We start from the raw sequence: 25037 nt of genomic DNA, 5'->3' as shown, positions 1-25037 counted from the left end.
TGTTTGCTTTTATTCTCCGAGCGCAAAAGTTAATTCAGCTTCACACACGAGCTCGCCGTCAACTTTGGCAACGCCTTTGCCGCGTCCGATCGTACCGCGCGCGCGGGTAATATCAACCTCAAGCTCCAGCTTGTCACCCGGTTTTACCTGCTTTTTGAAACGGCAGTTATCAATCCCCGCAAAAAATGCGAGTCTGCCCCGGTTTTCTTCTTTAATCAGCATCGCAACCGCTCCGACCTGCGCCAAAGCCTCTACGATTAATACGCCCGGCATAACAGGGTATTCAGGAAAATGGCCGTTGAAAAAATCTTCATTCGCCGTCACATTTTTATATCCCGCCGCCCGTTTTCCTTCTTCGACTTCCGTAATTCTGTCTACCAGAAGAAACGGATAGCGATGGGGAATAATTTCTTTAATTTGCTGAGTATCAAGCATTCTCTTGACATCTCCTTCATCGACAATAGTATGTATAGAAGGCATATGTGGCACCAATCTGTACATTTGGAAGTATATTATGAATCAATTTCTTTTTCAACCGCGCTGTAAACTGTAACCAGCTGGCAATGAGCCTCGTCCATTAATGTGTTATGATAAATAAAGACTTTTACCCTATGCAAAGAGGTTGGAAGATGATTGCTAAGTTTACTGAAAAACGTACGCTGGTGATGCTGAATGAGTGGTATGACGCCATGGGAAAACGCCAATTCGATCTAGCCCGTTCCCTTCACGAACAAATCAATCAGCATCTCCCCAAATTACAAAAGAATGCAAAGCTCAAACTCAGATATCAGCTGTTTTTCGCACGGTTTCAGCTGCTGTTTGAGAAAAAAGACGGTCTGAATAAGCTGTTCTGCGAGCTGAAGCGGCGCAAAGATGAGATGGATCATGAATTAACTTATTATTTCTATTTTTTCAAAGGGTTATTCCATATGGTGAATGGCGCTCCGAACCGTGCTGTCTGCCGCTTTAAAGAAGCTGAACAGTACCTGCCGGCCATTCAGGACCGTTTCGAAGCCGCTGAATTTTATTATAAAACAGCGGGTGCATATTACATGATGAAGTCGCCTGCGCTCTCCATTCAATATGTCAATAAAGCGCTGGAAATCTATCAAGATGAAGCCGGCTACATCAAAAAAACGCTCAGCTGCCGGCTGCTTCTCGCCGTGAATTATATAGACGAGGCACGCTATGACGACGCAGAACAGCTCTTCAATGAATCCATAAAGATAACGGACCGGATCAATGACAATAACCTGCTGTGCCACGCCTATTATAATTTTGGTTTTTTAAAGACCGCCCAGAAAAAAGATAAAGAGGCCCTCCCTTTTTACAAAAAGGTATTGGGCAATCAGCGTTTCGAGAAAGAGTCTCCCGTTTCCTACCTTCATTGTGTGTACGAAGCGGTCAGAGCACTTTTTAAAACCGGCTCTGCCGCCGAAGGACAAACCGTGCTGCAGAAAGGATTATACATATCTGAAAAAGTGCAGAACAAGATTATGAAATTGAAGCTGACCGCGCTCAACATACTGTACACCGCTCAGGAGGACCCGTACGACCGATTGCAGAAGCTTGTGCTGGAGTTGCAGAAAATTGAAGCGTGGGTGGATTTGGAAGTGCTGCTTCAGGATATTACTGATTACTACAAAAAAAAGGGCGATTTTGAGAAAGCCGCATTTTTTATCATGCGCGGCTGATCAAAACGCCCCTTCTTTTATCTCACTGAGTTGATTAAGCCCAGCATTTGGTCTCCCAATGTAATCGTGCGGCTGTTCAGCTGATAGGAACGCTGAGACACGATTAAGTCGGTCATTTCTTTTGACATATCGACATTTGAACTTTCAAGCGCGCCCTGCTCCATACCGATTGCCTGCCGGTTTGCGCCGGTAAGCTCTTCAATCGCTGAAGCCCCCGCGCCGTTTACGGAAAACAGATTATCCCCTTCCGCATGAAGCGCCTGAGGATTATTGACATTGACGATGCCGAGATTAAACGTCTGCGAACGGGTTCCCGCCTGGTCCGAAGCAGTCAGCGTTCCGGTTTTGCTGATTTTCAGCTGAGTCAGCGAACTGTCAATTTGTATGGGCTGACCGTTCTCATCGAGAATGGGATTGCCTCCCGCTGTCATCAGCTGAAGCAGCCGGTCATTTCCGCCGGCCGGCTTGAGGGAAAGTGAGCCGTCCCTTGTATACACCCGCCGTCCGTCCGCTTCTGCCTGAAGATATTGATAAGGTGATGTGAACGCGATATCAAGGTCACGGTCGGTTTTTTTGATGCTTCCCTGCCCTGAGTCCAGCTGCGGAGTCATCACCGTTCCGGCGCCGAGACGCAGGCCGGGCGGCGTTTTCCGCATGTTCGGCGAATTTTCCTTTTTGTCATCTATGTGGTCATACTGCTGTCTGATCAGCTCGGAAAAGCGGGAGTCCCTCGCTTTATAGCCTGTCGTATCACTGTTTGAAAGGTTGCTGCTGACTGTATCCATCTGCTGCTGAAGCTGATGTAAGGCTGTTGAAGCCGTCAGCATTGATCTGAGCATCATAATTGAATGTCCCCCATTTTGTTACACTTTGCCGATTTCATTTGCGGCTTTATCCATGCTTTTATCGTAAGCCTGAATGACTTTCTGATTGGCTTCAAATGATCTGTATGCTTCCGTCATTTCTGTATACGTGCTCGTCACGTCCACGTTTGAAAGCTCCGAGACGCCTTGCTTTAATGAATACGAGACTTGGGGATTCGCCGCCGCGCTCAACAGTTCAGAGCCGTCGGCCGTGCTGTATAGGTCATTGCCGTCCCGTTTCAGATTGCGCACGTCTTCTTCCATTCTGATATCAATCTGCCCCGCCGGCCGGCCGTTTGTCGTGACCGTTCCGTTTTCTGATACGGTGAATTTTTCATTGTCGACTGTAATCGGCTGTCCGTTTGTTGATAACACAAGGTTTCCGTTTATCGTAAGCTGATTGTTTTCATTTAATGAGAAAGTGCTGCTTTTTGAATAGCGGACGCCGCCTGCGGTCTGCACGGGATAAAACAGCTCGGCGTTTTCATTCGTTTCGGCATTCTTGGGAACCTGATTCTCCATAAGCGCGATATCCGTCGGCTGATCGGTCGTTTTCAGGCTTCCCTGCGTAAACAACGGTTTCAGCTCCTGCATGTATACGCCTGTGTTGACGGAGCCGATTTTCGTTTTTTTGTCGCCTTCTATTCGGCTCAGAAGCATCTCGGGAAAGGCGCGGATTGAACCTTGATCCTCTTTGTACCCTGACGTATTCGCGTTTGCGATGTTATTTGACAGCATTTCCGTTCTTCTCTGCTGTGTAATCATTGCGGACGTTGCGGTATATAATCCTTTTAACAAGTCTTCCACCTCTGAAATAGCATTATTTCCAGTTGCCTCACCGGAACATTTGTTCTATAATGAAAATCAGCATTTTTTCTTATTATCGGATTTACATTCCCGTTCGTGAAGGGTTTGTCAGAAAAAAACCCCATTCTTTTTCAGAATGAGGTTTTATCATCAGCTCAGTTTGCGTTTTGGAAGCTTGTCCATGTTATCCAGCATGACGCCGGTTCCGACCGCAACACAATCCATCGGGTTCTCAGCGACAAGAACAGGCACCCTCAGCTCTTCGGCAAGAAGCTGGTCAAGCCCGTTTAACAGCGCTCCCCCGCCGGTAATGATAACGCCGCGGTCGATGATGTCAGCGGACAATTCAGGCGGTGTTCTTTCAAGAACCTGCTTGGCGGCCTGCACAATGACGGCAACTGATTCACGAAGGGCTTCTTCTACTTCTTTGCTGTTTACTGTAATCGTTCTCGGCAGACCGGAAACCATGTCACGGCCGCGGATGGTGATTTCTTCATGACGTGCGTCTGGGAAAACCGTTGCGACCTTCACCTTAATATCTTCAGCGGTACGTTCACCGATCAGCAGCTTATACTCGCGTTTGATATAATTTAAGATTTCCATGTCAAACTTGTCCCCAGCCATCTTAATAGAAGAGGAGGTGACAATATCGCCCATAGAAATAACTGCGATATCTGTCGTACCGCCTCCGATGTCAACAACCATGTTACCGCTCGGCTGGAAGATTTCCATACCCGCGCCGATAGCGGCAACTTTTGGTTCTTCTTCAAGGTACACATGCTTTCCGCCGCTTTTTTCAGCTGCTTCTTTAATCGCTTTTTGCTCAACGGATGTAATATTCGTCGGGCAGCAGATCAGCATGCGCGGTTTTGAGAAAAGTCCTTTTACATTCAGCTTATTAATGAAATGTTTCAGCATGGCTTCTGTTACTTCGAAGTCTGCGATTACGCCGTCTTTCAGCGGACGGATCGCAACAATATTCCCAGGTGTACGTCCAACCATTCGTCTGGCTTCTTCACCGACAGCCAGCACTTTGCCGCTGTTTTTATCAAGTGCCACAACGGAAGGCTCATTCAGAACAATTCCTTTTCCTTTTACATGGATCAGTACATTTGCAGTACCGAGGTCAATTCCAATATCCCTTGCAAACATCTATTTATATCCTCCTTGATATCTGTTTCACAGTAAAATATCCACATTGTGCCCTAATTATATATATTATCATAATTTATCAAAAAAAAGCTGCTGAACGATATAAGTTCTTGACAAAATTTTGCGGATATTCGCGAAACCGCCCGGGAGGAGAAAAAAGGGCCCGGCAGACGTCAGGCGCTACGGCTGCTGAACGGGCTCCCCTTCAAGAATTTCATCCTTCTTGTACTTTAATTTCGTCGCCTCTCCCCCTCTTAAATGTCTGATGGATTTATGATAATCGAGTATTTCTTTTACTTCATTCGCCAAGTCAGGATTGATTTCAGGCAGGCGCTCTGTCAGATCTTTGTGTACGGTACTTTTGGAAACACCAAACTCTTTCGCAATGACACGAACGGTTTTTTTCGTCTCCACGATATACTTACCAATCTTGATTGTTCGCTCTTTGATGTAATCGTGCACACCACTCGACCTCCCCAGTTGGATGTGAGAAGTGTGAAATGAGATCCGTATTCTGTAACAGATTCACTGATGATGCAGCTTCTTCGTTGTCCGATTATATAAGAAGGTTTTAGAAATATGCCCACGATCCCTCACCTCAAACACTCTCTTTGATAGGTTTGTAACAGTGTATTAGCAATGAATTGGGAATATGCTAAAAACTCAATAAGGACAAGGGGCGGGTCATAATTTTCTGCTTTTTGATCAGGGGGTTTACATCCGCGCGATCCTGCTGTAGAATGAAACAGCACAATTAGTTACTTAGGTAAGTTTTTTGAAAAGGAGAACGGAAATGATCCACGTCAACAGACGCCTCATTCATCAAATCAATCAATGCGCCCGCCTGATTACGAAGAAAGCCAATGAACGGCTGGAACCATTCGGCCTGTACTCCTCTCAATGGTCAATCCTATATTGCTTAAAAACGATCGGACCGATGACCCAAAAAGAAATCTGGTCCTATCTGAACGTAGAGGCGCCGACCGTTACCAGAACGATCAAACGCCTTGAAGAAAACGGCTGGATTCAGCGGGAACAGGGAGAAGACAAGCGGGAAAAGCTCGTCGTCCTGACGAAGGAAGCTGAATTGAAATACGACAGCATCAATCAAGAGATGCTGAAGTTCGAGGAAGACATGCTTGCGGATTTCCAAGATGGAGATAAGGAAGCTTTTTCTGAGTTTCTGAATGTGTTTTTAACGAAATAGAAAAGAAAGGGAAGTGCTGTACTTTTGAGTAAATCTGACTCGATCTGGACCAAAGATTTTATTATGGTCGTACTCGTGAATTTATTTGTCTTTGTGTTCTTTTATACATTTTTGGCCGTGCTGCCTATCTATATGATTCAGGAGCTTGGCGGCAGTGAATCGCAAGGAGGGCTTTTGATCAGCCTGTTCCTGTTATCTGCTATTATTACCCGTCCTTTTTCAGGGGCGATTATTGAACGGTTCGGCAAGAAAAGAATGACGATTGTATCCTTGGCGCTGTTCGCCCTGTCTTCTTATCTGTATTTGCCGCTACACAATTTCTATCTGCTGCTCGGACTGCGTTTTTTCCAAGGCATCTGGTTCAGCATTTTAACGACGGTCACGGGCGCAATTGCCGCTGACATTATTCCCGCCAAGCGGCGCGGCGAGGGGCTCGGTTATTTTGCGATGTCTATGAACCTTGCCATGGCGATCGGTCCTTTTCTCGGGCTGAGTCTTGTGAAAGTCATTTCGTTCCCGGTTTTCTTTACGATTTTTGCCGTATTTGTTTCTTTAGGCTTGCTGATTGCTTTTATGATTCGTGTGCCGGATCAAAACAACAGCGGAACGACTGTCTTCCGTTTTTCTTTCTCCGACATGTTTGAAAAAGGCGCGCTTAAAATCGCGATTGTCGGGTTGTCCATTTCTTTCTGTTATTCAAGTGTGACTTCATATTTATCCGTTTATGCCAAGACGATCCACCTGTTGGATGTCAGCGGCTATTTCTTCGTCTGTTTCGCAGTGACGATGATGGCCGCCCGTCCTTTCACAGGAAAGCTGTTTGACAGAGTGGGGCCGGGAATCGTCATCTATCCGTCGATTATCGTGTTCTCCGCGGGGCTTTGCATGCTGGCGATGACAAACAGCGCCCTCATGCTTCTCTTATCCGGTGCCGTAATCGGTCTTGGATACGGCTCTATCGTACCGTGTATGCAGACGCTGGCGATTCAGAACTCGCCCGGACACCGTTCAGGCTTTGCGACGGCTACCTTCTTCACTTTCTTTGACAGCGGGATTGCCGGCGGGTCATATGTATTCGGCCTCTTCGTCGCTTCGGCCGGATTCCATTCGATTTATCTGGCAGCGGGGCTGTTCGTCCTGATTGCTTTACTCCTGTATGGCTGGAGCCAGAAAAAAAGAACGCCGCTTGAAGCGGACGGAAACGTTTCAATCGCAGACTGATATGACAAAAAGCCGGGGGCAGCCCCGGCTTTTTTTATTCGGCCGCTCTTTCCCGCGCGATTCGTCTTGCCGCTTTTACATAAGGAGGATGAATATACATAAGCGCCGTATAACCGAGACATGACAAAATGACACCCGCAAACCAGGAGATATCATAGATGCCGGCGAACGCCGGGACGTACATCCCGATTAAAGAAATAAACGCGCCGAGAAAGGTCGCGGCAAAGGCCCGGTAATTATAGCCTTTGTAATAAGTGTACTGTCCGGTTTCCGAATAAAGGTCTTCAACTGAGAGCCGCCTTTTTCTGATGATAAAATAATCAGCCATCATCACCCCGGCCACCGGTCCGAGCATCCCGCCGATGAGCCCGAGAAACGCATAAACATTCGTGGCGCTCTCCATCAGCTTCCACGGTATTGTGAACAGAGCCAAAACGGCGGTCAAATACCCACCCCTCCTGAATGTAATATACTTCGGCAGGACATTCGCCAAGTCATAGGCCGGTGACACGATGTTTGCCGCCACGTTAACCGAGACGGCGGCGATGCAAAGTGTGATGACCGAAAGAGCGATAACAAAAGGATTATCAAACCGGGCCAAAATCTCCACCACATCCCAAATCGGTTCTCCGAATGCTACTTGTGATCCGGATGTCACCGTGATGCTTGCAAACGCGAACAGCGCAAACGTTCCCGGCAGCCCGTAAAACTGGCCGTGAATCTGTTCTTTTTGCGACGCGGCGAACCGGGTGAAGTCAGGGATATTCAGGATCAGCGTCGCCCATATTCCGATAATGCCCGTCACCCCTGCTGCAAACGGCCAAAACGTTTCAGAAAAGGTGTGGAACTTTCCCGGCTGTGAGTAAATCGGTCCGAGCCCGCCGGCAATATCTATCGCCCACCAGACCATGCCGCCGAAGACGAGATAAACAAGCGGGCCCGCCCACACTTCAAATTTTTTGATTGATTCCATGCCGTGCCGCAGTACAAGCAGATGAATGCCCCAAAAGAAAATGAACGACAGAAAACCCGGCAGATGAAGCCCGAGTATATTCCAATCTCCGCCGAGACTCCCCCAGCCCGGCCATATGTTCAAAAGCAGAATGTGTAAAGCCGTGCTCCCGGCAAATGTTTGAATTCCGAGCCACATGATGGCTGTAAACGCCCTGAGAAGCGCTGGAATGTTAGCGCCGTATATTCCGTAAGAAGCCCTGATAATGACCGGAAAAGGCAGTCCGTATTTCGTTCCGGCATGGCCGTTCAAGGCCAAAGCGGCGAACAAAATGAGTGACGCCGTCACGATAATGGCGAGCACCTGCCACGGAGAAAGACCGATCGCAATGAGCCCGCCCACAGTCGCGTAGGTCGGGATATTATGAATACAACCCATCCAGATGGATGCAAAATTCACCGCTTTCCATGTCCGTTCGCCGTCTTCTAAAGGCAGTAAATCTTTGTTGCTTAGCCGATCACTCGTTGTTTTTTTCATTTTCTCCCTCCTGCATGTGCGTTTTCCTTACATCACATGTGAAAAAATATAACTGAAAATTCCGTAAATAACATTGGTCGCTGTCGACAATAATCGTTTTGATTTTTGAGCACATTACACAAAAAAAGAGACGGGGAGAGCCCGTCTCTTTTTGTTGCGCCTGTTAAGAGGCTTTTTTGAGGAGAACCGAAAACCGGAACGCCATCAAAAGGCTTACAGCGCCGACAACGATAAGAATCGTCCCAAGCATATGAAAATGGCCGGCGGTAATTTCTTTTCCGAAAAGAATGCCCAAAATGACAGAAGACAAAATCGAACCGAGATACCGGCAGGTCTGAAACAGGCCGGACGTTGTTCCGACCATGTCGGCGGGGCTCGTTGTCAGCATGGCCGCCTGAAACGTGACATTTCCGAAGCCGTAGCCGACACCCAGCACGGACAGGATCAGCCCTTTTCCTATCATGGGCGCCTGAAGAAAGAAAAACGTTAACAGCACCGCTCCGATCGCGGTCAGGCAGGTTCCGGCAACAATCGGCTGAAGAAGCCCTTTCTTATCTATCCATTTTCCGGTCAGAGGCGACACCAGAATACTCATGCCCGACATAAACAGCATAATCAACCCGCTTGTCTGAACGGACAAATGCATTTCATCCTGAAAATAGCTCGGAAGCCCGAAAAAGATGCAGTAAAAGAATATATTCAGCAAAATAAATTGAATATACACCGACGATAGTTTCCGATGCGTTTTAAACAGCCTGACATCAATAAACGGTTTCTCTGTTTTCAGCTCGCGCCAGATAAACAGCCCGACAAACAAAAGCCCGAATACGCCTTCTGTATAGTGAGGCTTCGTACTGAAGGACAATAAAAACGACAGGAGAAGGATAATCGCCCCGGCAAACAGGAGTATCCCGATCGTATCAAGCTGGCGGAGCACACCTTTCAAGCCGCCGATCTCGCGTTTTTCATCTTTCGGAAACATATACATTCCGAGAAAAAAGCTGAGAATGATAAACGGCAGATTGACGAAAAAGATTGCCGGCCACCCTCCCCAAACGATCAGAAAACCGCCGAGAGTCGGACCGAGCGCCGTCATGGCTGATGCAAAGATTGACAGGACGGCCAGCGCCGAAGCCTGCTTCTCCCGTATATTTGAACGGATCAATCCGACGCCGGACGGATATATCGCGCTGCTTCCGATCGATTGAAAAAGCCGCATGACCAGCAAAGTCATAAAAGTCGGCGCAAACGGCGCGCCGACCGCTGAGACGGCAACAAGCAGAAGCCCGATCAAAAACAGCTTCTTCCTGCCGAGCATATCACCGAGCTTCCCGGTAACAGGCTGCGCCACCGCGCTGGCCAGATAAAAGGACGATATCAGCCAGGACACCGTTGTAAACGACAGGTGAAATTCATGCTGAATACTGTGAAGCGCAAGAGAAATCATCGACGAGTTCAATGGGTTCAGCATCGTCCCCGAAGCCACGGCTGTCAAGAACAGGACGCGGCTTTTTTTGGAGATTGTCATTTTGTCTGTGCGATAAATTCTTCCGTCGTCCGGCTTCTGCCGATTTTCGGGAAGATAAACTTGAGTGTCGCTTCGTGCTGTTCATCGCTGAATGTCGCCATCGCGTCAGTTACGAAAACTTGCTGATACCCGAGCTGAAAAGCTTCTCGCGCCGTGCTCTCCACACCGATGTTTGTCGCAATCCCGCATAACACAATCGTGTCGATCCCCCGTCTTCTGAGCTGAAGGTCCAGGTCCGTGCCGAAAAACGCGCCCCACTGCCGTTTTGTTACCGTATAATCATTTTCTTTCACTCCGATGTCAGGCACAAATTCAGCCCAGTCCGCCGGCGGAGCCGAATGGCCCGCCGCCTCTTCATCCGTCAGCGGCTTCAGCGCATCCGCTCCGTCATGAAAATCCACGTTCACAAAGCTGATAAATCCGCCTTTTTCCCGGAACACCTCAATTAATTTTTTCGCGTTCGGCACAACGGTACCGCTTTTATCCATCGGCACAATGCCTTTTTGTAAATCAATAAGGACCAAAGCCGTTTTTTCAAATTGCAGATTTAATGATGTTGTCATAATGATTCCTCCTGATGCAGTTAGTGTTTCTCACCCCGTTTATTTTACTCTTTCCCGGACAGGATTTCTTCCGCCGTGCTCCGGCGCTCTTTTTATGGATATAAAGTCGCACGGCACCCATTTGAAAAAGCAGCATTATGAATGCAAAAAACCATGTCAGATAACCTTACACGAAAATGTTTTATCGTTCTTTTTTCTCTATAATAATGAATTAATCACAATTACATTCTGAATGAGACGGAGGAATACAACATGCAGATGGGCGATACAGTATTTATGTTCTTTTGCGCTTTACTCGTGTGGCTGATGACCCCCGGGCTGGCTTTGTTTTACGGCGGAATGGTAAAAAGCAAAAACGTGCTCAGCACGGCGATGCATAGTTTTTCTTCTCTCGCCATCGTATCCGTCGTTTGGGTTTTGTACGGATATTCACTTGCTTTTGCCCCCGGCAATACATGGCTTGGCGGGATTGAATGGGCCGGGCTGAAGGGGGTCGGCTTTGAACCCGGAAGTTACAGTGATACGATCCCGCATTCCTTGTTCATGATGTTCCAAATGACGTTTGCCGTACTGACGACGGCCATTATTTCCGGAGCATTTGCTGAACGCATGAGATTCAGTGCTTTTCTTGTATTTTCCTTTTTATGGGCTTCCCTCGTATATACGCCCGTTGCGCACTGGGTATGGGGCGGCGGCTGGATCGGCCAAATGGGCGCTCTTGACTTCGCAGGCGGAAACGTCGTCCACATTTCTTCCGGAGTCGCCGGGCTTGTGCTGGCGATTGTGCTCGGGAAACGCAAGGACGGCACGGCGGCTTCGCCTCACAACTTAATTTACACGTTCTTGGGCGGAGCGCTCATCTGGTTCGGATGGTTCGGCTTCAATGTCGGCAGCGCCCTCACGCTTGACAGTATCGCGATGTTTGCCTTCATTAACACAAACACCGCGGCTGCAGCCGGAATTATCGGCTGGATTTTAATCGAATGGATGCTGAATAAAAAACCGACCATGCTGGGTGCTGTATCGGGCGCAATCGCAGGGCTTGTCGCCATTACGCCGGCTGCCGGGTTCGTTACGCCGTTCTCTTCCATCGTAATCGGTTTCATCGGCGGGCTTGTCTGCTTTTGGGGCGTTTATTGGCTCAAAAAGACTTTCGGTTATGATGATGCGCTTGACGCTTTCGGCCTGCATGGGATCGGCGGGACATGGGGCGGCATCGCGACCGGTTTATTCGCCACCACTTCCGTCAATGACGGCGGGGCAAACGGGCTGTTTTACGGCGATCCGGGACTGCTCTGGAAGCAGATTGCGGCCATTGCGGCAACCTATGTATTTGTATTTATTGTCACTTTCGTTATCATTAAAATTGTAGGTCTGTTCATTCCCCTGCGCGCCAGTGAAGAAGAAGAGTCACTTGGGCTTGATTTAACGATGCACGGGGAAAAAGCATATCAGGACTTATAAAGTGAGGAGTGGCTTAGATGAGCGGTCAAATGTTCAAGGTAGAAATCGTTACGCGTCCGGCTAAGTTTGAAACATTGAAACAGGAACTCGGTAAAATCGGAGTCACATCGCTGACCTTCTCCAACGTACACGGCTGCGGCCTTCAAAAAGCCCACACCGAACTGTACCGCGGAGTCAAAATTGAAAGCAATGTGTATGAACGGCTGAAAGTGGAAATCGTTGTCAGCAAGGTCCCCGTTGATCAAGTCGTGGAAACGGCGAAAAAAGTGCTGAAAACGGGAGAGCCCGGAGACGGAAAAATATTCGTCTATGAAATCGGAAACACGATTAATATCCGCACCGGAGAAGAAGGACCAGGAGCTTTATAAACAGGCAGAACGCCCGGAGACAGAAATGTCCCGGGCGTTTTTTTCGGGCTTCATTAAAAAGAAGAAACCTTTTTTTCATGCGGGACAGGCCGCTTATGCCGTACGGGTTGTTTTTTCGCATATGTACTGATATTGACCAGTATGCCGCACAAAAACAGCGTCATAATCAATGAAGAACCGCCGTAGCTGATAAACGGAAGCGGCACACCCGTAACCGGGAGAAGTCCGCTCATCGCTCCCAAATTCAATACAACCTGAAACATTAATTGAAACGTAATTCCGATGGCAAGAAGCTTCCCGAACGGGTCATCAGCCCGCACGGCCGTTTTTACGCCGAGAAGCATTAACGCAAAATATAATCCCAAAACGATCAGAACACCGAATATCCCCAGCTCTTCGCTGATCACGGCCATAATGAAATCGGTATGCGCCTCAGGCAGATAGTTCATTTTTTCAACACTGTTTCCAAGTCCTCTTCCGAAAAACCCGCCTCCGGAAATAGCAAAATAGGATTGAATCAGCTGATAGCCGTCCCCGTTCGCATCACCAAACGGATTGGTAAAGGAAACGAGGCGCTTCACACGATAGGAAGCGGAAAATGCGAGATAAACAACCCCCGACACCGCCGTCGCGCCGAGCACGAACAGATGGCGCTTTTTCAAGCCGGCACATAATAAAATCGACCCGCACGCCGCCAGGATTAAGGAAGCCGTCCCTAAATCAGGCTCCGCCAATGTCAGCAGAAAAGCAGTTCCCAAAATCACTAAAGGCGGCAGAACCCCTTTCACAAATTGATGAATGTACGGCTGCTTTTTCGTATAAATCGAAGCGAAATACAAAATCATCGCGATCTTCGCCAATTCAGACGGCTGTACGACAAGCGGGCCCGCTCCCAGCCACCTGCGGGAAAAATTCCGCTCCAGCCCGATTCCCGGTATCAAGACGAGCAGCAGCAATACCAGCGAACCGACCACAAACAGCGGTACAAGCCGCGCATACCGCTTATACGGCAGACAGGCGGCAAATAGAAATAAGCATAATCCGATCAGTAAAGAGGCACTTTGTTTATGGAAGAAATAGGATGGATCTCCGTACCGCTGAGACCCCATCACATCACTGGCGCTGTACACCATTAACAAGCCGAATCCGCAAAGCAGCATAATGACAAACACAAGCGGCAGATCGGCGTTTTTCAAACGTTTCAGCAACGGACAAAACTCCTTCGGCTATTCTTTTCCCGCATACTTGACGCACAGTAATACAGTCACGTTTCATTCTGTTTACTTTTTTATGATTATTTTTAATACCAATTGTGTCTCATAGAAAAAAGCATTACACTGTTCATATAAAATAAAGATAAAAGGTGATATTTGTGAATTACGAACTATTTAAAGCGATCAATGGTTTGTCGCACCATAGTGCCATTCTCGACTCTATCATGGTATTTATTACGGAATACGCCATTTACGCCTACGCCCTTTTCCTGCTTGCCATGTGGCTGTTCGGAAGCACAAAAGGCAGACAAAACGCCCTGTACGCGGGCTTCACGGGTGTTGCAGCGCTTATCGTCAACTACCTCATCACGAAAGTCTATGTCGAGCCGCGCCCCTTTGTCGAACATACGGTTCATACGCTGATCCCTCATGCCGCGGATGCTTCATTTCCGAGTGACCATACGACAGGCGCTTTGGCGATTTCAATTGCGATTCTGTTCCGCAACAAAAAACTCGGCTGGCCGCTTGTGATTTTCGGCCTTTTGACCGGCTTCTCAAGAATTTGGGTCGGCCACCATTATCCGATCGATGTGCTCGGAAGCATTATCGTTTCCCTCATTGTCGGATTCCTGCTGTTCAGATTTTCAAATGTGCTTCGTCCGATTGTCGATCTGATCGTGCGAATCTATGAAAGTATCGTTCATAAAAGCAAATCGACAAACCATAATATATAAAAAAAGCCGGCGTCTGTCACAGACTGCCGGTTTTTGTATGTTTGGCTGTATGCTTTTTCCTTTGTAAAGCACAGAATGCGGCAATGCCGAGACTGTCAATCAGCACATCGCGGAGGCATCCGTTTCTGCCGAAAAAGAGCTGGACGATTTCTGTCAGGAAAGCGGCGGCCAATGCATACAGCACCGCCCTCTTCATGCGCCTGCGCTCTCTGAAAAACAAATAGGCGAGCACAAAAAATGAAAACGCGTGCCCGAGCTTTTGAATCGCCGCTTCCGGTATGGCGAGCTCCGCCATATCGAACACAAAGAAACCGGACACATCCGGATGCGGCGTGAAACGGAAGGACACCGTCTGTGACACAATCATATCGTGAAAGCTTTCCGTCAAAGCCGAAACGAAAACAAAGACGAGCCACCCGGCCGCCAGACATTTATTCATTCAGCATCTCCTTCGTTTTCTACTAGTATAAAGGCACATGCGGCAATATGAAAAGCGCCTATCTGAGCTGATAGGCGCTTTGGGATCAAGATTACTTGCCCGAATCTTTCATTGAGCCGTCATCTTTACCATCTGTCTTGTCTTTTGTGCCGTCCTCTTTGTCACCTGGTTTTTCTTCGGTTTCTTTTTTAGGCGTCACATCTTTTTTCTCGGAAGACTGCTGAATTGACCCTTCCGTTTCTTCTGTCACAGCGTTTTTCTCTTCAGCCGCCGCTTTTTCAATAGATGTTACCGGCTTGTCCATAAAATTGAGCGGGTTCATCGCTACGCCGTCCTTGCGGATTTCAAAGTGCACGTGATTTCCGCTTTCTTCACTGTAAAGGTTTTTTCCGGATTTACCGATGACCTGGTTCTGCTTTACTTTGTCGCCCTGATCCACGCTGACTTCAGATAAAGACTGATAGACAGTAGACAGGCCGTCTGAGTGTTCAATTTCAACCACATATCCCAGTACCGGGTCTTTAGCAGCTTTAACAACCGTACCGCTCAGAGAAGCAGAAACATCAAATGATTTTCCGTCTTTCTCAGCTAAGTCAATTCCTTTACTGAGGCTGTACGTGTTATTATAGTTAACAAGTGCTGCTTCTTTCTCTTTTTTTGCGGCATCAGTTTCATAAAACTTTTTCACAACAGAAACATTTTCAGAATGAGCAGCCGGCATTGCGACGTTTTCCATTGACTTGCCTACTTCGACGGCATCGTCTTTGCCGCTGTCATACGCGGAGTTTCCTCCGTTGTTCGTCAGATTGTCCTTCACATCATTCGAAACGGATTGATACCAAAGGACAGCTGTTAAAATGACGGCCGCACTGACTAAGTAGATTGCAGGGAATATCCAGCGTTTGCGAAAAAACCGCTGAAGTTTTTTGACTTGAGAAGTTTTCTTTTCTTCCTCTCTCATTTGTTCATCACCTCAGCAACATTCTGAACACTTTTCTGAAAATATATACACATCCATAAAAAACTTTTTTGGAAATAGTATGTGCAGATTGCACTTGATTATGTAATAAAATGTGAAGGGAGATCCCGGAATATGAATTTGACCCTGCGCAAAGCCGTATTGGAGGATTTAGATGCGGTGGTGGCCATATACAACTCGACGATTGCCTCACGAATGGTAACGGCTGATACGGAAGAAGTGACGCCCGAAGACCGGATGGATTGGTTTTTGCGGCACACGGACCGGCGCCCGCTGATGGTCGCGGAAGATGAAACCGGCAAAGTGGCGGCCTGGATCAGCTTTGAAACGTTTTACGGCCGTCCGGCCTATGACAAAACGGCGGAGATCAGCATCTATCTGCATCAGGATTGCCGCGGCAAAGGAGCAGGAAGCTTTTTGCTGAAAGAAGCCCTGGCACTCGCTCCGGCAATCGGCATCCGCAGCCTGATGGCTTTTATCTTCGGACATAATGTGCCGAGCATTAAGCTGTTTGAAAAATTCGGTTTTACCGAATGGGGCGTATTCCCGGGTATCGCCGAAATGGACGGAAAACGATATGACTTGAACATTTTAGGGAGAGAACTGTCATGATCACCATCGATAAAGAGAAAGACGAAAACCAGCCGCTCAATAAAAAAGCCCGTTCCCTTGCCGACATCGCCAAATGGGGAAAGATCACCGCCGTGTTTCTGATCATCACGGGCTCTCTTTCCGCTCTGTCAGCCATTGTGACACTGCTCGGAGCCATTCCGGGGGTTCTGCTCATCATTTCCGGCGTCATGCTGATGCGCTCGGCAAAAGCGGCTGCCGCCCTTCAGGAAGGACTAGAAGAAAACGCGGAAGAAAATATGCTTGCACATTACGCGTCATTTATCAAAATGCAGTTTTTTTACGCGGCATCCAGTGTGGTATTGGGCATTCTCGCTTTTATTTTAGTCGTCATCTTCGCTGTCATCGGAATTATCGCTTATCACAGCACTGATACGTATGACACGCCTGATTCATATTACTATGAGAACGACCCGGTGTTTGAATGACAAAAAGAGCTGATCGCGTGTCAGCTCTTTTTTAATAAAGCATTTCTTTTTTCCGGTCTTCTTCCGTTAAAAATTCAATAAAGCTCTTCATCGCAGACGGCTCCTCGGCAATCAGCCGGGTATAGGCGCTTTTCCGTTCCTCGGACAGAATATCGCTTTTTCTGATTCTGTTCAGCATATAAAGGCGGATCGTTTTTTGCACCTGTTTCCGCTGATAGCCGGCTTCCTTAAAAAACGCAAGACCCAGAGCCGCAAGGAGGGCAAAAATGCCGGCCGATACGAGAGCTCCTCTCCCGGAAGGGGCCTGAATCAAAAGCGATGCCAGATGAAACAGACTAAAAGCGGCGAGCGGGAAAGCAAGAAAACGGTAAATGATGCTTTTTTTCATCAGCGGCGCGATGGCGATTTGTATTTTCTGAATTTCTTTTTTTATGAATCCCGGCAATTGTTCCGCATGCTCCAGCTTCATGCCCTCTCCCCTTTGCTGTCATTTTTGTCTTCTTTTTCATATATGCATATTTTACCGCACCCGGAACTTTCTTTGAAAGAAAACTGCATTCATCTTTGATTCCGGCTCTTTATTCTTTCAAAATGTCAATGTTATAATTTGAAATGGGAATCAGATTGCTGCACTTGTCGGAATACTAATGGGCACAGTCTTGATAAATATGATATAGCGGGGTTGCAAAGTGAGCATTTCATTTATTTTATTCGGATTTTTTTTCGTTTTAAATATACTTTTGGCCGTCATCATGATTTTCAAAGAAAGACGCGATGCCAGCGCTTCATGGGCTTGGCTCTTGGTTCTTTTTTTTATTCCCATTTTAGGGTTTATTTTATACCTGTTATTCGGCCATAACCTGAGACGCAAGCATCTGTTTCAGTGGGAAGACCGTAAAAAAATCGGGATTGAAAAGCTGCTGAAGTCTCAGCTGAAGGATCTGAAGTCGAGGCAATTCCAATTTAACAACAGGGCGACTGTGGATAATAAAGACCTCATCTATATGCTTGTCATGAACAACCACGCAGTCTTTACAGAGGATAATTCGGTGGAGATTTTGACGGACGGGCGCGATAAGTTCAAACGCTTAATGAAGGACATTTCCAACGCAAAAGATCACATTCACCTTCAATACTATATTTATAAAGGTGATGAACTGGGAAAAAAATTGCGCGATGCCTTAGTGAAAAAAGCACGCGAAGGCGTAAAAGTCAGAGTGTTATATGATGAACTCGGTTCAAGATCACTCAGAAAAAAATTCTTCAAACCGCTGCGGGACGCCGGCGGCCATGTGGAAGTCTTTTTTCCTTCCAGGCTTCGTCCGATTAATTTGCGGCTCAATTACCGGAATCACCGCAAGCTCGTCATCATTGACGGCGAAACCGGCTATGTCGGCGGCTTTAACGTCGGAGATGAATATCTCGGCCTGAATCCGAAATTCGGCTACTGGCGCGATACGCACCTCAGGCTTCAAGGCACGGCGGTACACGCCATTCAGACACGGTTTATCCTCGATTGGAACCAAGCCTCCCATCATCATACGCTCACATACGTTCCGAATCATTTTCCGGAATGCGAGCCGAAGGGCAATGTCGGGATGCAGATTGTCACGAGCGGACCGGACTCAGAATGGGAACAAATTAAAAACGGCTATATCAAGATGATCTCAACGGCCAAACGGTCAATCCTGATTCAGACGCCTTACTTTATTCCTGACTCAAGTCTTTTAGATGCCCTCAGGATCGCCTGTCTGTCAGGCATCGACGTCAAAATCATGATTCCGAACAAGCCGGATCACGCTTTCGTTTACTGGGCGACTTTATCTTACATCGGCGATCTTTTGAAAGCCGGAGCCTCAGTCTACATTTACGATAACGGCTTTATTCATGCAAAAACGATTGTCGTCGATGATGAGACGGCTTCAGTCGGTACGGCGAATATCGACGTCAGAAGCTTCAGACTTAATTTTGAAGTCAACGCCTTTATTTATGACGTCACCATTGCGAAAAAACTCATTTCCTCATTTAAAGAAGATCTGCTCGTCTCCAGAAAATATACGTATGAAGAATATCAGGAGCGTTCGCTGCGGATCCGCATTAAAGAATCGATTTCAAGACTTCTTTCGCCGATTTTGTAATTCCCGGGGTGTTTTCTCGGGAATTTTCTGATATAAAAACGGACACGGCATGAAAAAACACATTTTATATTCAAAAGAATGACCGAATAGTGTATAAATGAAAAGTGAGTATTTTTTTGTAAAGGAGTGCCATAGTTTGAAACCTGAATCAGTGAATCGTTCGCTTATTTCTATTTCGAAATGGGGAAAAGCGACAGGTATTTTATTTATTATCGTGGGTGCGTTTGCGGCGCTGTCGGGCGCGTTTTTCTTTTTAATCGGAGCCATTCCCGGCGTTCTGCAGATCATTGCCGGCATTTTTCTGATGCGCTCGGCAAATGAAGCGGGACAGATGGCGGAGCAGTTCAATGAACTGACAGAGGAACATATGCTGGAGAATTATGCAAAGTTCGTGAAAATGCAGGGGATCTACCTGATTGTGACGGTCGGCTTGTCCGTTCTCGGTATCGTTCTCTTCATTGTCCTCATGACGCTCGGCATCGTGGACGGCGTGTTTAATAATATTGATGCCAATACATATTAAAAAGGAAAATCCCGGCGCATCCGCCCGGGATTTTTTCTTATTCCGCTTCTTCAATAACGGTAAAGCGTTCGTTTTTGTGCTTCGGATTATCCAATTCGTTCAATACGACGATGGCATAATGGCGCAGCTGATGCAGCTGTCTGCAAATATTCTTTCAGACATTCCGGCTTCAGCTCAAAAAAGTTTATTCAAATAAAGCTTTTCCTCAGAGTTTCAACTGAAATCACTCAATTGTTCGACTGTTCCTGATCAGGTTTAGAAGCAAGAATTGTGATTCTGCAAAATAAGGATAAAAGCCCTGATGGGACAAGACCACTCATCATACAATTTTTTGGGTCTTTGTAATTAAATTACAATTGTTCTTAATATTCACTCATGTATTCATGCTATTATATTGAAAGGAACGATCAAAAGCGTTGGCGTTCGTTAAATATTTACGAGTGCTGCCTCATGTCAAAGTCAGAAAAAATAGTATAGGAGGTAACATATGTTTAAGTTTAAAAAGAAATTCTTAGTTGGATTAACGGCTGCTTTCATGAGTATCAGCATGTTTTCGGCAACCGCCTCTGCAGCTGGCACAGATTACTGGCAAAATTGGACTGATGGGGGCGGAACAGTCAACGCTGTCAATGGATCTGGCGGGAATTACAGTGTTAATTGGTCTAATACCGGAAATTTCGTTGTTGGTAAAGGCTGGACTACAGGCTCGCCATTTAGAACAATAAACTATAATGCCGGAGTCTGGGCGCCGAATGGCAATGGATATTTGACTTTATATGGCTGGACGAGAGCACCTCTCATCGAATATTATGTAGTGGATTCATGGGGTACTTACAGACCTACCGGAACGTATAAAGGTACTGTAAAGAGTGATGGAGGTACATATGACATATATACAACGACACGTTATAACGCACCTTCCATTGATGGCGATAACACTACTTTTACGCAGTACTGGAGTGTTCGCCAGTCGAAGAGACCAACCGGAAGCAACGCTGCAATCACTTTCAGCAATCATGTTAACGCCTGGAAGAGCCATGGAATGAATCTGGGCAGTAATTGGGCTTATCAAGTCTTAGCGACAGAAGGATATAAAAGCAGCGGAAGTTCTAATGTAACAGTGTGGTAACACCTCATCTTTAATTAGGGGCAGCTAACGGGCTGCTGATCGTTCCTTGAGAAATTTTATAATGATTGTTAAGAGGCGAACGGTTTTGGCAATATCGGAGGCAGGATATCATTTTTTGTTTAACTTGCTCACAGCTGACACCTTCACATAAGTCTTAAGCGAAATAAAAATATCCCGGTAACCACCTCCTTTAGTTTCGGAGGATTTCTTCATTAAACAGATCGCAATCCCGCATCCAGGCGTGTCTGAATATGGAGCCAAGACCGTGATTTCCTCATTATTCCTTGTAACCATTTTTGTTACACCGTTAGCGGCATGAACCCATCTCTTTTTAACAAAAGAGATGATTCATTACATCATAAAGGGACTTGCTCGCAAGTTCATTCTCCATTGCCCGCTGTACGCTTCCGAACGTCTCATCGAGCGCGCGCTGAATATTTTTGCCGACCGGACAGTCGGGGTTCGGATTGTCGTGAACCGCAAAAAGCTCTTCCTTATTCTGCACCGCCCTGTAAACCTCTAAGAGGGTGATCTCCGACGGATCTTTTTTCAGGCTGGCTCCCGGAACACCCGCCCGGGATGTCAGAATACCCGCTTTTTTCAGCTGGCTGATCGTTCTCCGCACGACGACGGGATTGGTGTTTACGCTGCCCGCAATCATATCCGATGACGCCCGTTCATCCGTTGAGATCAGCGATAGAATGTGAATGGCCACAGCAAGACGGCTGTTAATCATGTTTTTCACCACCGTTGTAACCGCAATAGTTACATTTCATTTGTTTGTCAACTACTAATATACACTAAAACGGGCGGCAGGATGAAATCAAGTTGGCAATAGAGGGTAAACAGGCCGGCGGGAAACCGGCCGGAGAGGGATTAAAATAAGAAATAACGCTGTCCGAGCGGAACATAGCTGACGGGCTGGCATGCCAGCTCTTCTCCGTCGGCGAACACCTGATAAGTTTTCGGATCGACTTGTATATTCGGCATCGCGTCATTCAGCTTCATGTCGAGCTTACTCAGCTTACGGATATTCCGTACGGGAGAAATCATTTTTTCAAGGCCGAGCTTTTCCGGCACACCGTTTGCGATACCGGCCTGGGACATAAATGTAATAGAGGTATTTCGGTTTGCTTTACCGTATGATGCGTACATCTGCCGCATAAACACGGGCTCAGGCGTCGGAATGGAAGCATTCGGATCTCCCATCTGGGCGCGGGCGATCATGCCGCCTTTGAGCACAAGTTCAGGTTTGACGCCGAAGAAAACCGGGTCCCATAGTACAAGGTCGGCGAGCTTTCCTTTTTCAACGGAACCGACTTCATGGCTCAGGCCGTGAGTGACGGCCGGGTTGATCGTGTATTTGGCGATATAGCGTTTGGCGCGCACATTGTCATTGCCGTTTTCTCCTGATAGAGCGCCGCGCTGTTTTTTCATTTTATCGGCCACCTGCCATGTCCGGATAATCACTTCTCCCACCCTGCCCATCGCCTGCGAGTCAGATGACGTCATGCTGATCGCGCCGATATCGTGCAGAATATCCTCCGCCGCAATGGTGGCCGCTCTGATGCGTGAATGACTGAACGCCACGTCTTCAGGCACTTTTGAATCTAAATGATGGCAGACCATCATCATATCAAGATGCTCGTCCATCGTGTTGACGGTATACGGGATCGTCGGCGTCGTAGAGGACGGCAGGATATTGGCGTAAGATGCGAGTTTCATAATATCCGGTGCGTGGCCTCCGCCGGCTCCCTCTATGTGATATGTATGGATAACCCGGTCGCCGATCGCATCAAGCGTATTTTCTAAAAAGCCCGCTTCATTTATCGTGTCTGTATGGATCGCCACCTGAATGTCCGCCTCATCCGCTGCTTCCATGCAAGCTTTAATGGCGCTTGGCGTTGATCCCCAATCTTCATGCAGCTTCAGGCCGATCGCGCCTGCTTCCACCTGCTCGATCAGCGGCGCTTTATCGGATGCATTCCCTTTTCCTAAGAAACCGACATTGATCGGAAACTCCTCGGCCGCTTCCAGCATTCTCGACATGTACCATGCACCGGATGTACAAGTCGTCGCTTTACTTCCCGTCGCAGGACCCGTTCCGCCGCCGAGAAGCGTGGTCACGCCTGAAGAAAGCGCGACTTCCATCTGCTGCGGGCAGATAAAGTGGATATGCGTATCCACCCCGCCGGCCGTTACGATTTTCCCTTCGCCGGAAATAACTTCTGTTCCGGCACCGATAATCATGTGCGGGTCCACCCCATCCATAATATCAGGGTTGCCGCTTTTTCCGACGCCGACAATCCGGCCGTCCTTCACCCCGATATCCGCCTTGACGATTCCGGTATAATCCAGGATAACCGCGTTTGTAATGACCAGATCAAGCGCTCCGTCTTTCCCGGTGATACGCCCGTTCTGCCCCATGCCGTCCCGGATTGTTTTCCCTCCGCCGAAAATCATTTCTTCACCGTAATTCGTGAAATCTTTTTCGACTTCAATCCATAAATCCGTATCTCCGAGTCTGACTTTGTCTCCCGTTGTCGGTCCGAACAGTTCTGCGTATTGCTCACGTGACATTTTCATCGGATCGCCTCCTCCATCCATCCGGCTTTTTTAAGATTTGACAGAGTCTTCTCTTTTCCCCGCTCATCCATATACGTATCGGCCATGCCGTTGAGACCTCTGACCGTTTTTCGCCCTCCGATTTCCACGAGCGTGACGGTTTTCTCTTCTCCCGGTTCAAAACGGACAGATGTGCCTGACGGGATATCAAGGCGCATGCCGATTGCTTTGTCCCGATTGAAGGAAAGGGCGCCGTTGGCTTCGGCAAAATGAAAATGCGATCCTACCTGCACTGACCGTGTTCCGTTATTGGTGACTGACACCTCCAGCGTCTTCCGGCCTTCGTTAATGGTGATGATCCCCTTTGCGACTTGAATCGCTCCCGGCTTCATGACTTCACCTCCGCCTTGATCGGCTGATGAACGGTGACAAGCTTAACCCCGTCCGGGAACGTCGCTTCCACCTGAATGCTGTCCAGCATTTCCGGAACGCCTTCCATAACGTCTTTTTCCGTCAATACATTGCGGCCGGATTCCATCAGCTCAGCAACGCTTTTTCCGTCTCTCGCGCCTTCCATCAGATAACAGGTCAAATATGCGGCGGCTTCGGGATAATTCAGCAGAACGCCGCGCGCCTTCCGCTGCTTAGCGAGCTCTCCCGCCGTAAAAATAAGCAATTTTTCTTGTTCAACCGGTGTCAGTTTCATCTGTATTCCCCCTTAGTGATAGTCAAACACAATCCGCATGGTCATACCGAAACGATGCAGGCGGCCGTCACCCCCTTCACCTCATGAAATGTTAAGTGATAAAAGTTATTCGACGGTGAACGGCCCGATTCCTTTTGCAGAAATTACCGATTTCTCATTTTTTTCTTCAACAAACGTTTAATCAAATGTGAAGAAAGGTTACATTCTATGTGAATATTATAAAGAAATCGCCGGGGAATTTATAGAATATTTAAAAATTTAGTGAATATTAACCAAATGAACTGGAATTTTTGTCATTTCTCATAACAAAAAGCCCAAAATATTTTGGGCTTTTGCTGTGTTTCACTATCAAATTAATCATCACTGAGTTTATCTTTCGTTTTGCCGACACCCTTTTGCAGGCTGCCTTTCGCTTTGTCTTTTTTACCTTCCGCTTTTAAGTCGGACTTGTTTGCCATGTCGCCTGCTTTGTCCTTTGCTTCCCCTTTCATTTTGTTCATGCCGCCTTTTACTTTGTCTTTTAAACCGTTATCTTGACTCATGATCTCTTCAGCTCCTTTTTTGTTCTGTGTACTTGTTTTCTTCCCTTTCAGCCTGATAGCAAACATGTAAACTCTCAATTATTGATTTCACAGCGTTCCCCGTAGCGGAGCACTTTGTAAACAGCCAATCCGTCTGACAGCTTATTATCCCCGTATTGCACCGGCAGAAGGGCAAAGAAAACATAATAAGTTGAAAAATAGACAAATTGGTAAAAAAATAAGTTTGGCTCGAGGACATCTTTTATGATCAGCAGATTTATTAAAAAGATAGAAGCGAGATTAAACAGACAGCCTCCGGAATAGACGAGCGCGCTCGTCAGACGGTTATCTATCCGCAATTCGCCGAACTTGCAGAAAGAATCTATGAAGTAGATACGCCGAACCTGAATCGGCCCTACTTTTAAAAGACGTTTCCCCATTCCGATATCCAATGATGCCTTGCCTCCGAACAGCATGGCCATAAAGCTGTGTCCCGACACATGGATGACAGACACCATCGGCAGAATGATGAGAAATGATACGAAAAACTTTATCATATCATTGAATCCGAACAACAAATCCCTCCTTCCCATCATACTTTTTTCTCTCTTTTGCGATTTTTCCGTTTTTTTCTATGGTCAAACGTTATGATGTGCATAAAAAAATAACCATCTG

General features: G+C 47.2%; 29 protein-coding genes. 11 read left to right on the top strand and 18 right to left on the bottom strand.

Features of this window, described 5'->3' with window-relative positions; genetic code table 11:
• Positions 1-9 precede the first annotated feature (9 nt).
• Positions 10-435: a 3-hydroxyacyl-ACP dehydratase FabZ gene (gene fabZ / locus D5S11_RS00890; protein WP_003151242.1), complete on the bottom strand. Its 426-nt coding sequence runs from the start codon at positions 433-435 to the stop codon at positions 10-12.
• Positions 436-629: 194 nt separating this feature from the next.
• Here fabZ and D5S11_RS00885 point away from each other — a divergent pair, with 194 nt between their 5' ends.
• Complete coding sequence (locus D5S11_RS00885; RefSeq protein ID WP_007407559.1) at positions 630-1694, top strand: tetratricopeptide repeat protein; 1065 nt, start codon at positions 630-632, stop codon at positions 1692-1694.
• Between the two features lie 17 nt (positions 1695-1711).
• Here D5S11_RS00885 and D5S11_RS00880 read toward each other — a convergent pair whose 3' ends face one another.
• The 4 genes from D5S11_RS00880 to spoIIID all read right to left on the bottom strand — a co-directional run bounded on the left by D5S11_RS00880 (position 1712) and on the right by spoIIID (position 4978).
• Entirely contained in the window at positions 1712-2533 is an 822-nt protein-coding gene (locus tag D5S11_RS00880; protein ID WP_032869859.1) for a flagellar hook-basal body protein, read from the bottom strand.
• 24 nt (positions 2534-2557) lie between these two features.
• Positions 2558-3355 carry a flagellar hook-basal body complex protein FlhO gene (locus tag D5S11_RS00875; protein ID WP_007407561.1) on the bottom strand — a complete coding sequence of 266 codons (798 nt, stop codon included), beginning with the start codon at positions 3353-3355 and terminating at the stop codon, positions 2558-2560.
• A 159-nt stretch (positions 3356-3514) separates the two neighbouring features.
• Positions 3515-4516: a cell shape-determining protein Mbl gene (gene mbl / locus D5S11_RS00870; protein WP_003151237.1), complete on the bottom strand. Its 1002-nt coding sequence runs from the start codon at positions 4514-4516 to the stop codon at positions 3515-3517.
• Between the two features lie 180 nt (positions 4517-4696).
• Positions 4697-4978, bottom strand: coding sequence for a sporulation transcriptional regulator SpoIIID (gene spoIIID / locus D5S11_RS00865; protein WP_003151236.1), 282 nt, complete (start codon positions 4976-4978; stop codon positions 4697-4699).
• Between the two features lie 331 nt (positions 4979-5309).
• On the opposite strand from spoIIID, the gene D5S11_RS00860 reads away from it, so the two are divergent.
• Together D5S11_RS00860 and D5S11_RS00855 are read left to right on the top strand one after the other, a co-directional pair.
• On the top strand, positions 5310-5723 hold the full coding sequence (locus D5S11_RS00860) for a MarR family winged helix-turn-helix transcriptional regulator (protein WP_007407562.1): 414 nt from the start codon (positions 5310-5312) through the stop codon (positions 5721-5723).
• Between the two features lie 24 nt (positions 5724-5747).
• Positions 5748-6944: an MFS transporter gene (locus tag D5S11_RS00855; RefSeq protein WP_012118641.1), complete on the top strand. Its 1197-nt coding sequence runs from the start codon at positions 5748-5750 to the stop codon at positions 6942-6944.
• A 34-nt stretch (positions 6945-6978) separates the two neighbouring features.
• Here the strand turns inward: D5S11_RS00855 and D5S11_RS00850 are convergent, their stop codons facing one another.
• From D5S11_RS00850 to D5S11_RS00840, 3 genes are all read right to left on the bottom strand, one after another.
• Positions 6979-8433, bottom strand: coding sequence for an NCS1 family nucleobase:cation symporter-1 (locus D5S11_RS00850; protein ID WP_108725264.1), 1455 nt, complete (start codon positions 8431-8433; stop codon positions 6979-6981).
• Between the two features lie 163 nt (positions 8434-8596).
• Entirely contained in the window at positions 8597-9961 is a 1365-nt protein-coding gene (locus tag D5S11_RS00845; RefSeq protein ID WP_020956461.1) for an MFS transporter, read from the bottom strand.
• A complete protein-coding gene (locus D5S11_RS00840; protein WP_020956462.1) occupies positions 9958-10524 on the bottom strand; it encodes an isochorismatase family protein in 567 nt (188 codons plus the stop codon). The genes D5S11_RS00845 and D5S11_RS00840 overlap by 4 nt, the downstream gene beginning before the upstream one ends.
• A 252-nt stretch (positions 10525-10776) precedes the next feature.
• Here D5S11_RS00840 and D5S11_RS00835 point away from each other — a divergent pair, with 252 nt between their 5' ends.
• Complete coding sequence (locus tag D5S11_RS00835; RefSeq protein WP_003151223.1) at positions 10777-11988, top strand: ammonium transporter; 1212 nt, start codon at positions 10777-10779, stop codon at positions 11986-11988.
• Between the two features lie 17 nt (positions 11989-12005).
• Positions 12006-12356 (top strand): P-II family nitrogen regulator, encoded by a 351-nt coding sequence (locus tag D5S11_RS00830; protein WP_003151222.1) that lies wholly within the window; start codon positions 12006-12008, stop codon positions 12354-12356.
• A 53-nt stretch (positions 12357-12409) separates the two neighbouring features.
• Here D5S11_RS00830 and ftsW read toward each other — a convergent pair whose 3' ends face one another.
• Positions 12410-13564 (bottom strand): putative lipid II flippase FtsW, encoded by a 1155-nt coding sequence (gene ftsW / locus D5S11_RS00825; protein WP_007407568.1) that lies wholly within the window; start codon positions 13562-13564, stop codon positions 12410-12412.
• 164 nt (positions 13565-13728) lie between these two features.
• Here ftsW and D5S11_RS00820 point away from each other — a divergent pair, with 164 nt between their 5' ends.
• Positions 13729-14304 carry an undecaprenyl-diphosphatase gene (locus tag D5S11_RS00820; RefSeq protein WP_007407569.1) on the top strand — a complete coding sequence of 192 codons (576 nt, stop codon included), beginning with the start codon at positions 13729-13731 and terminating at the stop codon, positions 14302-14304.
• Positions 14305-14320: 16 nt separating this feature from the next.
• Here the strand turns inward: D5S11_RS00820 and D5S11_RS00815 are convergent, their stop codons facing one another.
• Positions 14321-14743, bottom strand: a complete 423-nt coding sequence (locus tag D5S11_RS00815; RefSeq protein WP_007407570.1) for a VanZ family protein — start codon at positions 14741-14743, stop codon at positions 14321-14323.
• Positions 14744-14834: 91 nt separating this feature from the next.
• Positions 14835-15704, bottom strand: coding sequence for a stage II sporulation protein SpoIIQ (spoIIQ, locus tag D5S11_RS00810; protein WP_007407571.1), 870 nt, complete (start codon positions 15702-15704; stop codon positions 14835-14837).
• A 138-nt stretch (positions 15705-15842) separates the two neighbouring features.
• On the opposite strand from spoIIQ, the gene D5S11_RS00805 reads away from it, so the two are divergent.
• Together D5S11_RS00805 and D5S11_RS00800 are read left to right on the top strand one after the other, a co-directional pair.
• Positions 15843-16334 (top strand): GNAT family N-acetyltransferase, encoded by a 492-nt coding sequence (locus D5S11_RS00805; protein WP_089072492.1) that lies wholly within the window; start codon positions 15843-15845, stop codon positions 16332-16334.
• A complete protein-coding gene (locus D5S11_RS00800; protein WP_015418404.1) occupies positions 16331-16780 on the top strand; it encodes a DUF5362 family protein in 450 nt (149 codons plus the stop codon). The genes D5S11_RS00805 and D5S11_RS00800 overlap by 4 nt, the downstream gene beginning before the upstream one ends.
• Positions 16781-16811: 31 nt before the next feature.
• Here the strand turns inward: D5S11_RS00800 and D5S11_RS00795 are convergent, their stop codons facing one another.
• The gene (locus D5S11_RS00795) at positions 16812-17249 is read right to left on the bottom strand and encodes a DUF5392 family protein (RefSeq protein WP_007614328.1); all 438 of its coding nucleotides are present in this window, start codon (positions 17247-17249) and stop codon (positions 16812-16814) included.
• Between the two features lie 220 nt (positions 17250-17469).
• Here D5S11_RS00795 and cls point away from each other — a divergent pair, with 220 nt between their 5' ends.
• The 3 genes from cls (at position 17470) to xynA (ending at position 20570) form a co-directional block, all read left to right on the top strand.
• Positions 17470-18918: a cardiolipin synthase gene (cls, locus tag D5S11_RS00790; RefSeq protein WP_007407575.1), complete on the top strand. Its 1449-nt coding sequence runs from the start codon at positions 17470-17472 to the stop codon at positions 18916-18918.
• 136 nt (positions 18919-19054) lie between these two features.
• Complete coding sequence (locus tag D5S11_RS00785; protein ID WP_007407576.1) at positions 19055-19441, top strand: DUF5362 family protein; 387 nt, start codon at positions 19055-19057, stop codon at positions 19439-19441.
• 487 nt (positions 19442-19928) lie between these two features.
• Positions 19929-20570, top strand: a complete 642-nt coding sequence (xynA, locus tag D5S11_RS00775; protein WP_007407578.1) for an endo-1,4-beta-xylanase XynA — start codon at positions 19929-19931, stop codon at positions 20568-20570.
• A gap of 331 nt (positions 20571-20901) precedes the next feature.
• On the opposite strand, the gene D5S11_RS00765 is transcribed toward xynA, so the two are convergent.
• The 6 genes from D5S11_RS00765 to D5S11_RS00740 form a co-directional block, all read right to left on the bottom strand.
• On the bottom strand, positions 20902-21306 hold the full coding sequence (locus tag D5S11_RS00765) for an Rrf2 family transcriptional regulator (RefSeq protein ID WP_003151203.1): 405 nt from the start codon (positions 21304-21306) through the stop codon (positions 20902-20904).
• 140 nt (positions 21307-21446) lie between these two features.
• On the bottom strand, positions 21447-23156 hold the full coding sequence (ureC, locus tag D5S11_RS00760) for an urease subunit alpha (RefSeq protein WP_007407580.1): 1710 nt from the start codon (positions 23154-23156) through the stop codon (positions 21447-21449).
• Positions 23153-23527, bottom strand: a complete 375-nt coding sequence (gene ureB / locus D5S11_RS00755) for an urease subunit beta (RefSeq protein WP_012118652.1) — start codon at positions 23525-23527, stop codon at positions 23153-23155. Before ureB ends, ureC begins: the two co-directional genes overlap by 4 nt.
• Positions 23524-23841 (bottom strand): urease subunit gamma, encoded by a 318-nt coding sequence (ureA, locus tag D5S11_RS00750; protein ID WP_007407581.1) that lies wholly within the window; start codon positions 23839-23841, stop codon positions 23524-23526. The genes ureB and ureA overlap by 4 nt, the downstream gene beginning before the upstream one ends.
• A gap of 353 nt (positions 23842-24194) precedes the next feature.
• The gene (locus D5S11_RS00745; RefSeq protein WP_012118653.1) at positions 24195-24383 is read right to left on the bottom strand and encodes a CsbD family protein; all 189 of its coding nucleotides are present in this window, start codon (positions 24381-24383) and stop codon (positions 24195-24197) included.
• Positions 24384-24457: 74 nt separating this feature from the next.
• Positions 24458-24937 carry a hypothetical protein gene (locus D5S11_RS00740; protein WP_007407583.1) on the bottom strand — a complete coding sequence of 160 codons (480 nt, stop codon included), beginning with the start codon at positions 24935-24937 and terminating at the stop codon, positions 24458-24460.
• Positions 24938-25037 lie beyond the last annotated feature (100 nt).

It is taken from the genome of Bacillus sp. L75 (assembly GCF_003676355.1).
GTDB classification, from domain to species: Bacteria; Bacillota; Bacilli; order Bacillales; family Bacillaceae; genus Bacillus; species Bacillus velezensis.
The sequence above is the reverse complement of the archived record's forward strand: the minus strand, read 5'-3'. Positions and strand labels throughout refer to the sequence as shown.

Coding starts and splice junctions, on each gene's coding strand:
- fabZ (WP_003151242.1), bottom strand. CDS start 435: ATGCTTGATACTCAGCAAATTAAAGAAATTATTCCCCATCGCTATCCG.
- D5S11_RS00885 (WP_007407559.1), top strand. CDS start 630: ATGATTGCTAAGTTTACTGAAAAACGTACGCTGGTGATGCTGAATGAG.
- D5S11_RS00880 (WP_032869859.1), bottom strand. CDS start 2,533: ATGCTCAGATCAATGCTGACGGCTTCAACAGCCTTACATCAGCTTCAG.
- mbl (WP_003151237.1), bottom strand. CDS start 4,516: ATGTTTGCAAGGGATATTGGAATTGACCTCGGTACTGCAAATGTACTG.
- D5S11_RS00860 (WP_007407562.1), top strand. CDS start 5,310: ATGATCCACGTCAACAGACGCCTCATTCATCAAATCAATCAATGCGCC.
- D5S11_RS00850 (WP_108725264.1), bottom strand. CDS start 8,433: ATGAAAAAAACAACGAGTGATCGGCTAAGCAACAAAGATTTACTGCCT.
- D5S11_RS00845 (WP_020956461.1), bottom strand. CDS start 9,961: ATGACAATCTCCAAAAAAAGCCGCGTCCTGTTCTTGACAGCCGTGGCT.
- D5S11_RS00840 (WP_020956462.1), bottom strand. CDS start 10,524: ATGACAACATCATTAAATCTGCAATTTGAAAAAACGGCTTTGGTCCTT.
- D5S11_RS00835 (WP_003151223.1), top strand. CDS start 10,777: ATGCAGATGGGCGATACAGTATTTATGTTCTTTTGCGCTTTACTCGTG.
- D5S11_RS00830 (WP_003151222.1), top strand. CDS start 12,006: ATGAGCGGTCAAATGTTCAAGGTAGAAATCGTTACGCGTCCGGCTAAG.
- D5S11_RS00815 (WP_007407570.1), bottom strand. CDS start 14,743: ATGAATAAATGTCTGGCGGCCGGGTGGCTCGTCTTTGTTTTCGTTTCG.
- spoIIQ (WP_007407571.1), bottom strand. CDS start 15,704: ATGAGAGAGGAAGAAAAGAAAACTTCTCAAGTCAAAAAACTTCAGCGG.
- D5S11_RS00800 (WP_015418404.1), top strand. CDS start 16,331: ATGATCACCATCGATAAAGAGAAAGACGAAAACCAGCCGCTCAATAAA.
- D5S11_RS00795 (WP_007614328.1), bottom strand. CDS start 17,249: ATGAAGCTGGAGCATGCGGAACAATTGCCGGGATTCATAAAAAAAGAA.
- xynA (WP_007407578.1), top strand. CDS start 19,929: ATGTTTAAGTTTAAAAAGAAATTCTTAGTTGGATTAACGGCTGCTTTC.
- D5S11_RS00765 (WP_003151203.1), bottom strand. CDS start 21,306: ATGATTAACAGCCGTCTTGCTGTGGCCATTCACATTCTATCGCTGATC.
- ureC (WP_007407580.1), bottom strand. CDS start 23,156: ATGAAAATGTCACGTGAGCAATACGCAGAACTGTTCGGACCGACAACG.
- ureB (WP_012118652.1), bottom strand. CDS start 23,527: ATGAAGCCGGGAGCGATTCAAGTCGCAAAGGGGATCATCACCATTAAC.
- ureA (WP_007407581.1), bottom strand. CDS start 23,841: ATGAAACTGACACCGGTTGAACAAGAAAAATTGCTTATTTTTACGGCG.
- D5S11_RS00745 (WP_012118653.1), bottom strand. CDS start 24,383: ATGAGTCAAGATAACGGTTTAAAAGACAAAGTAAAAGGCGGCATGAAC.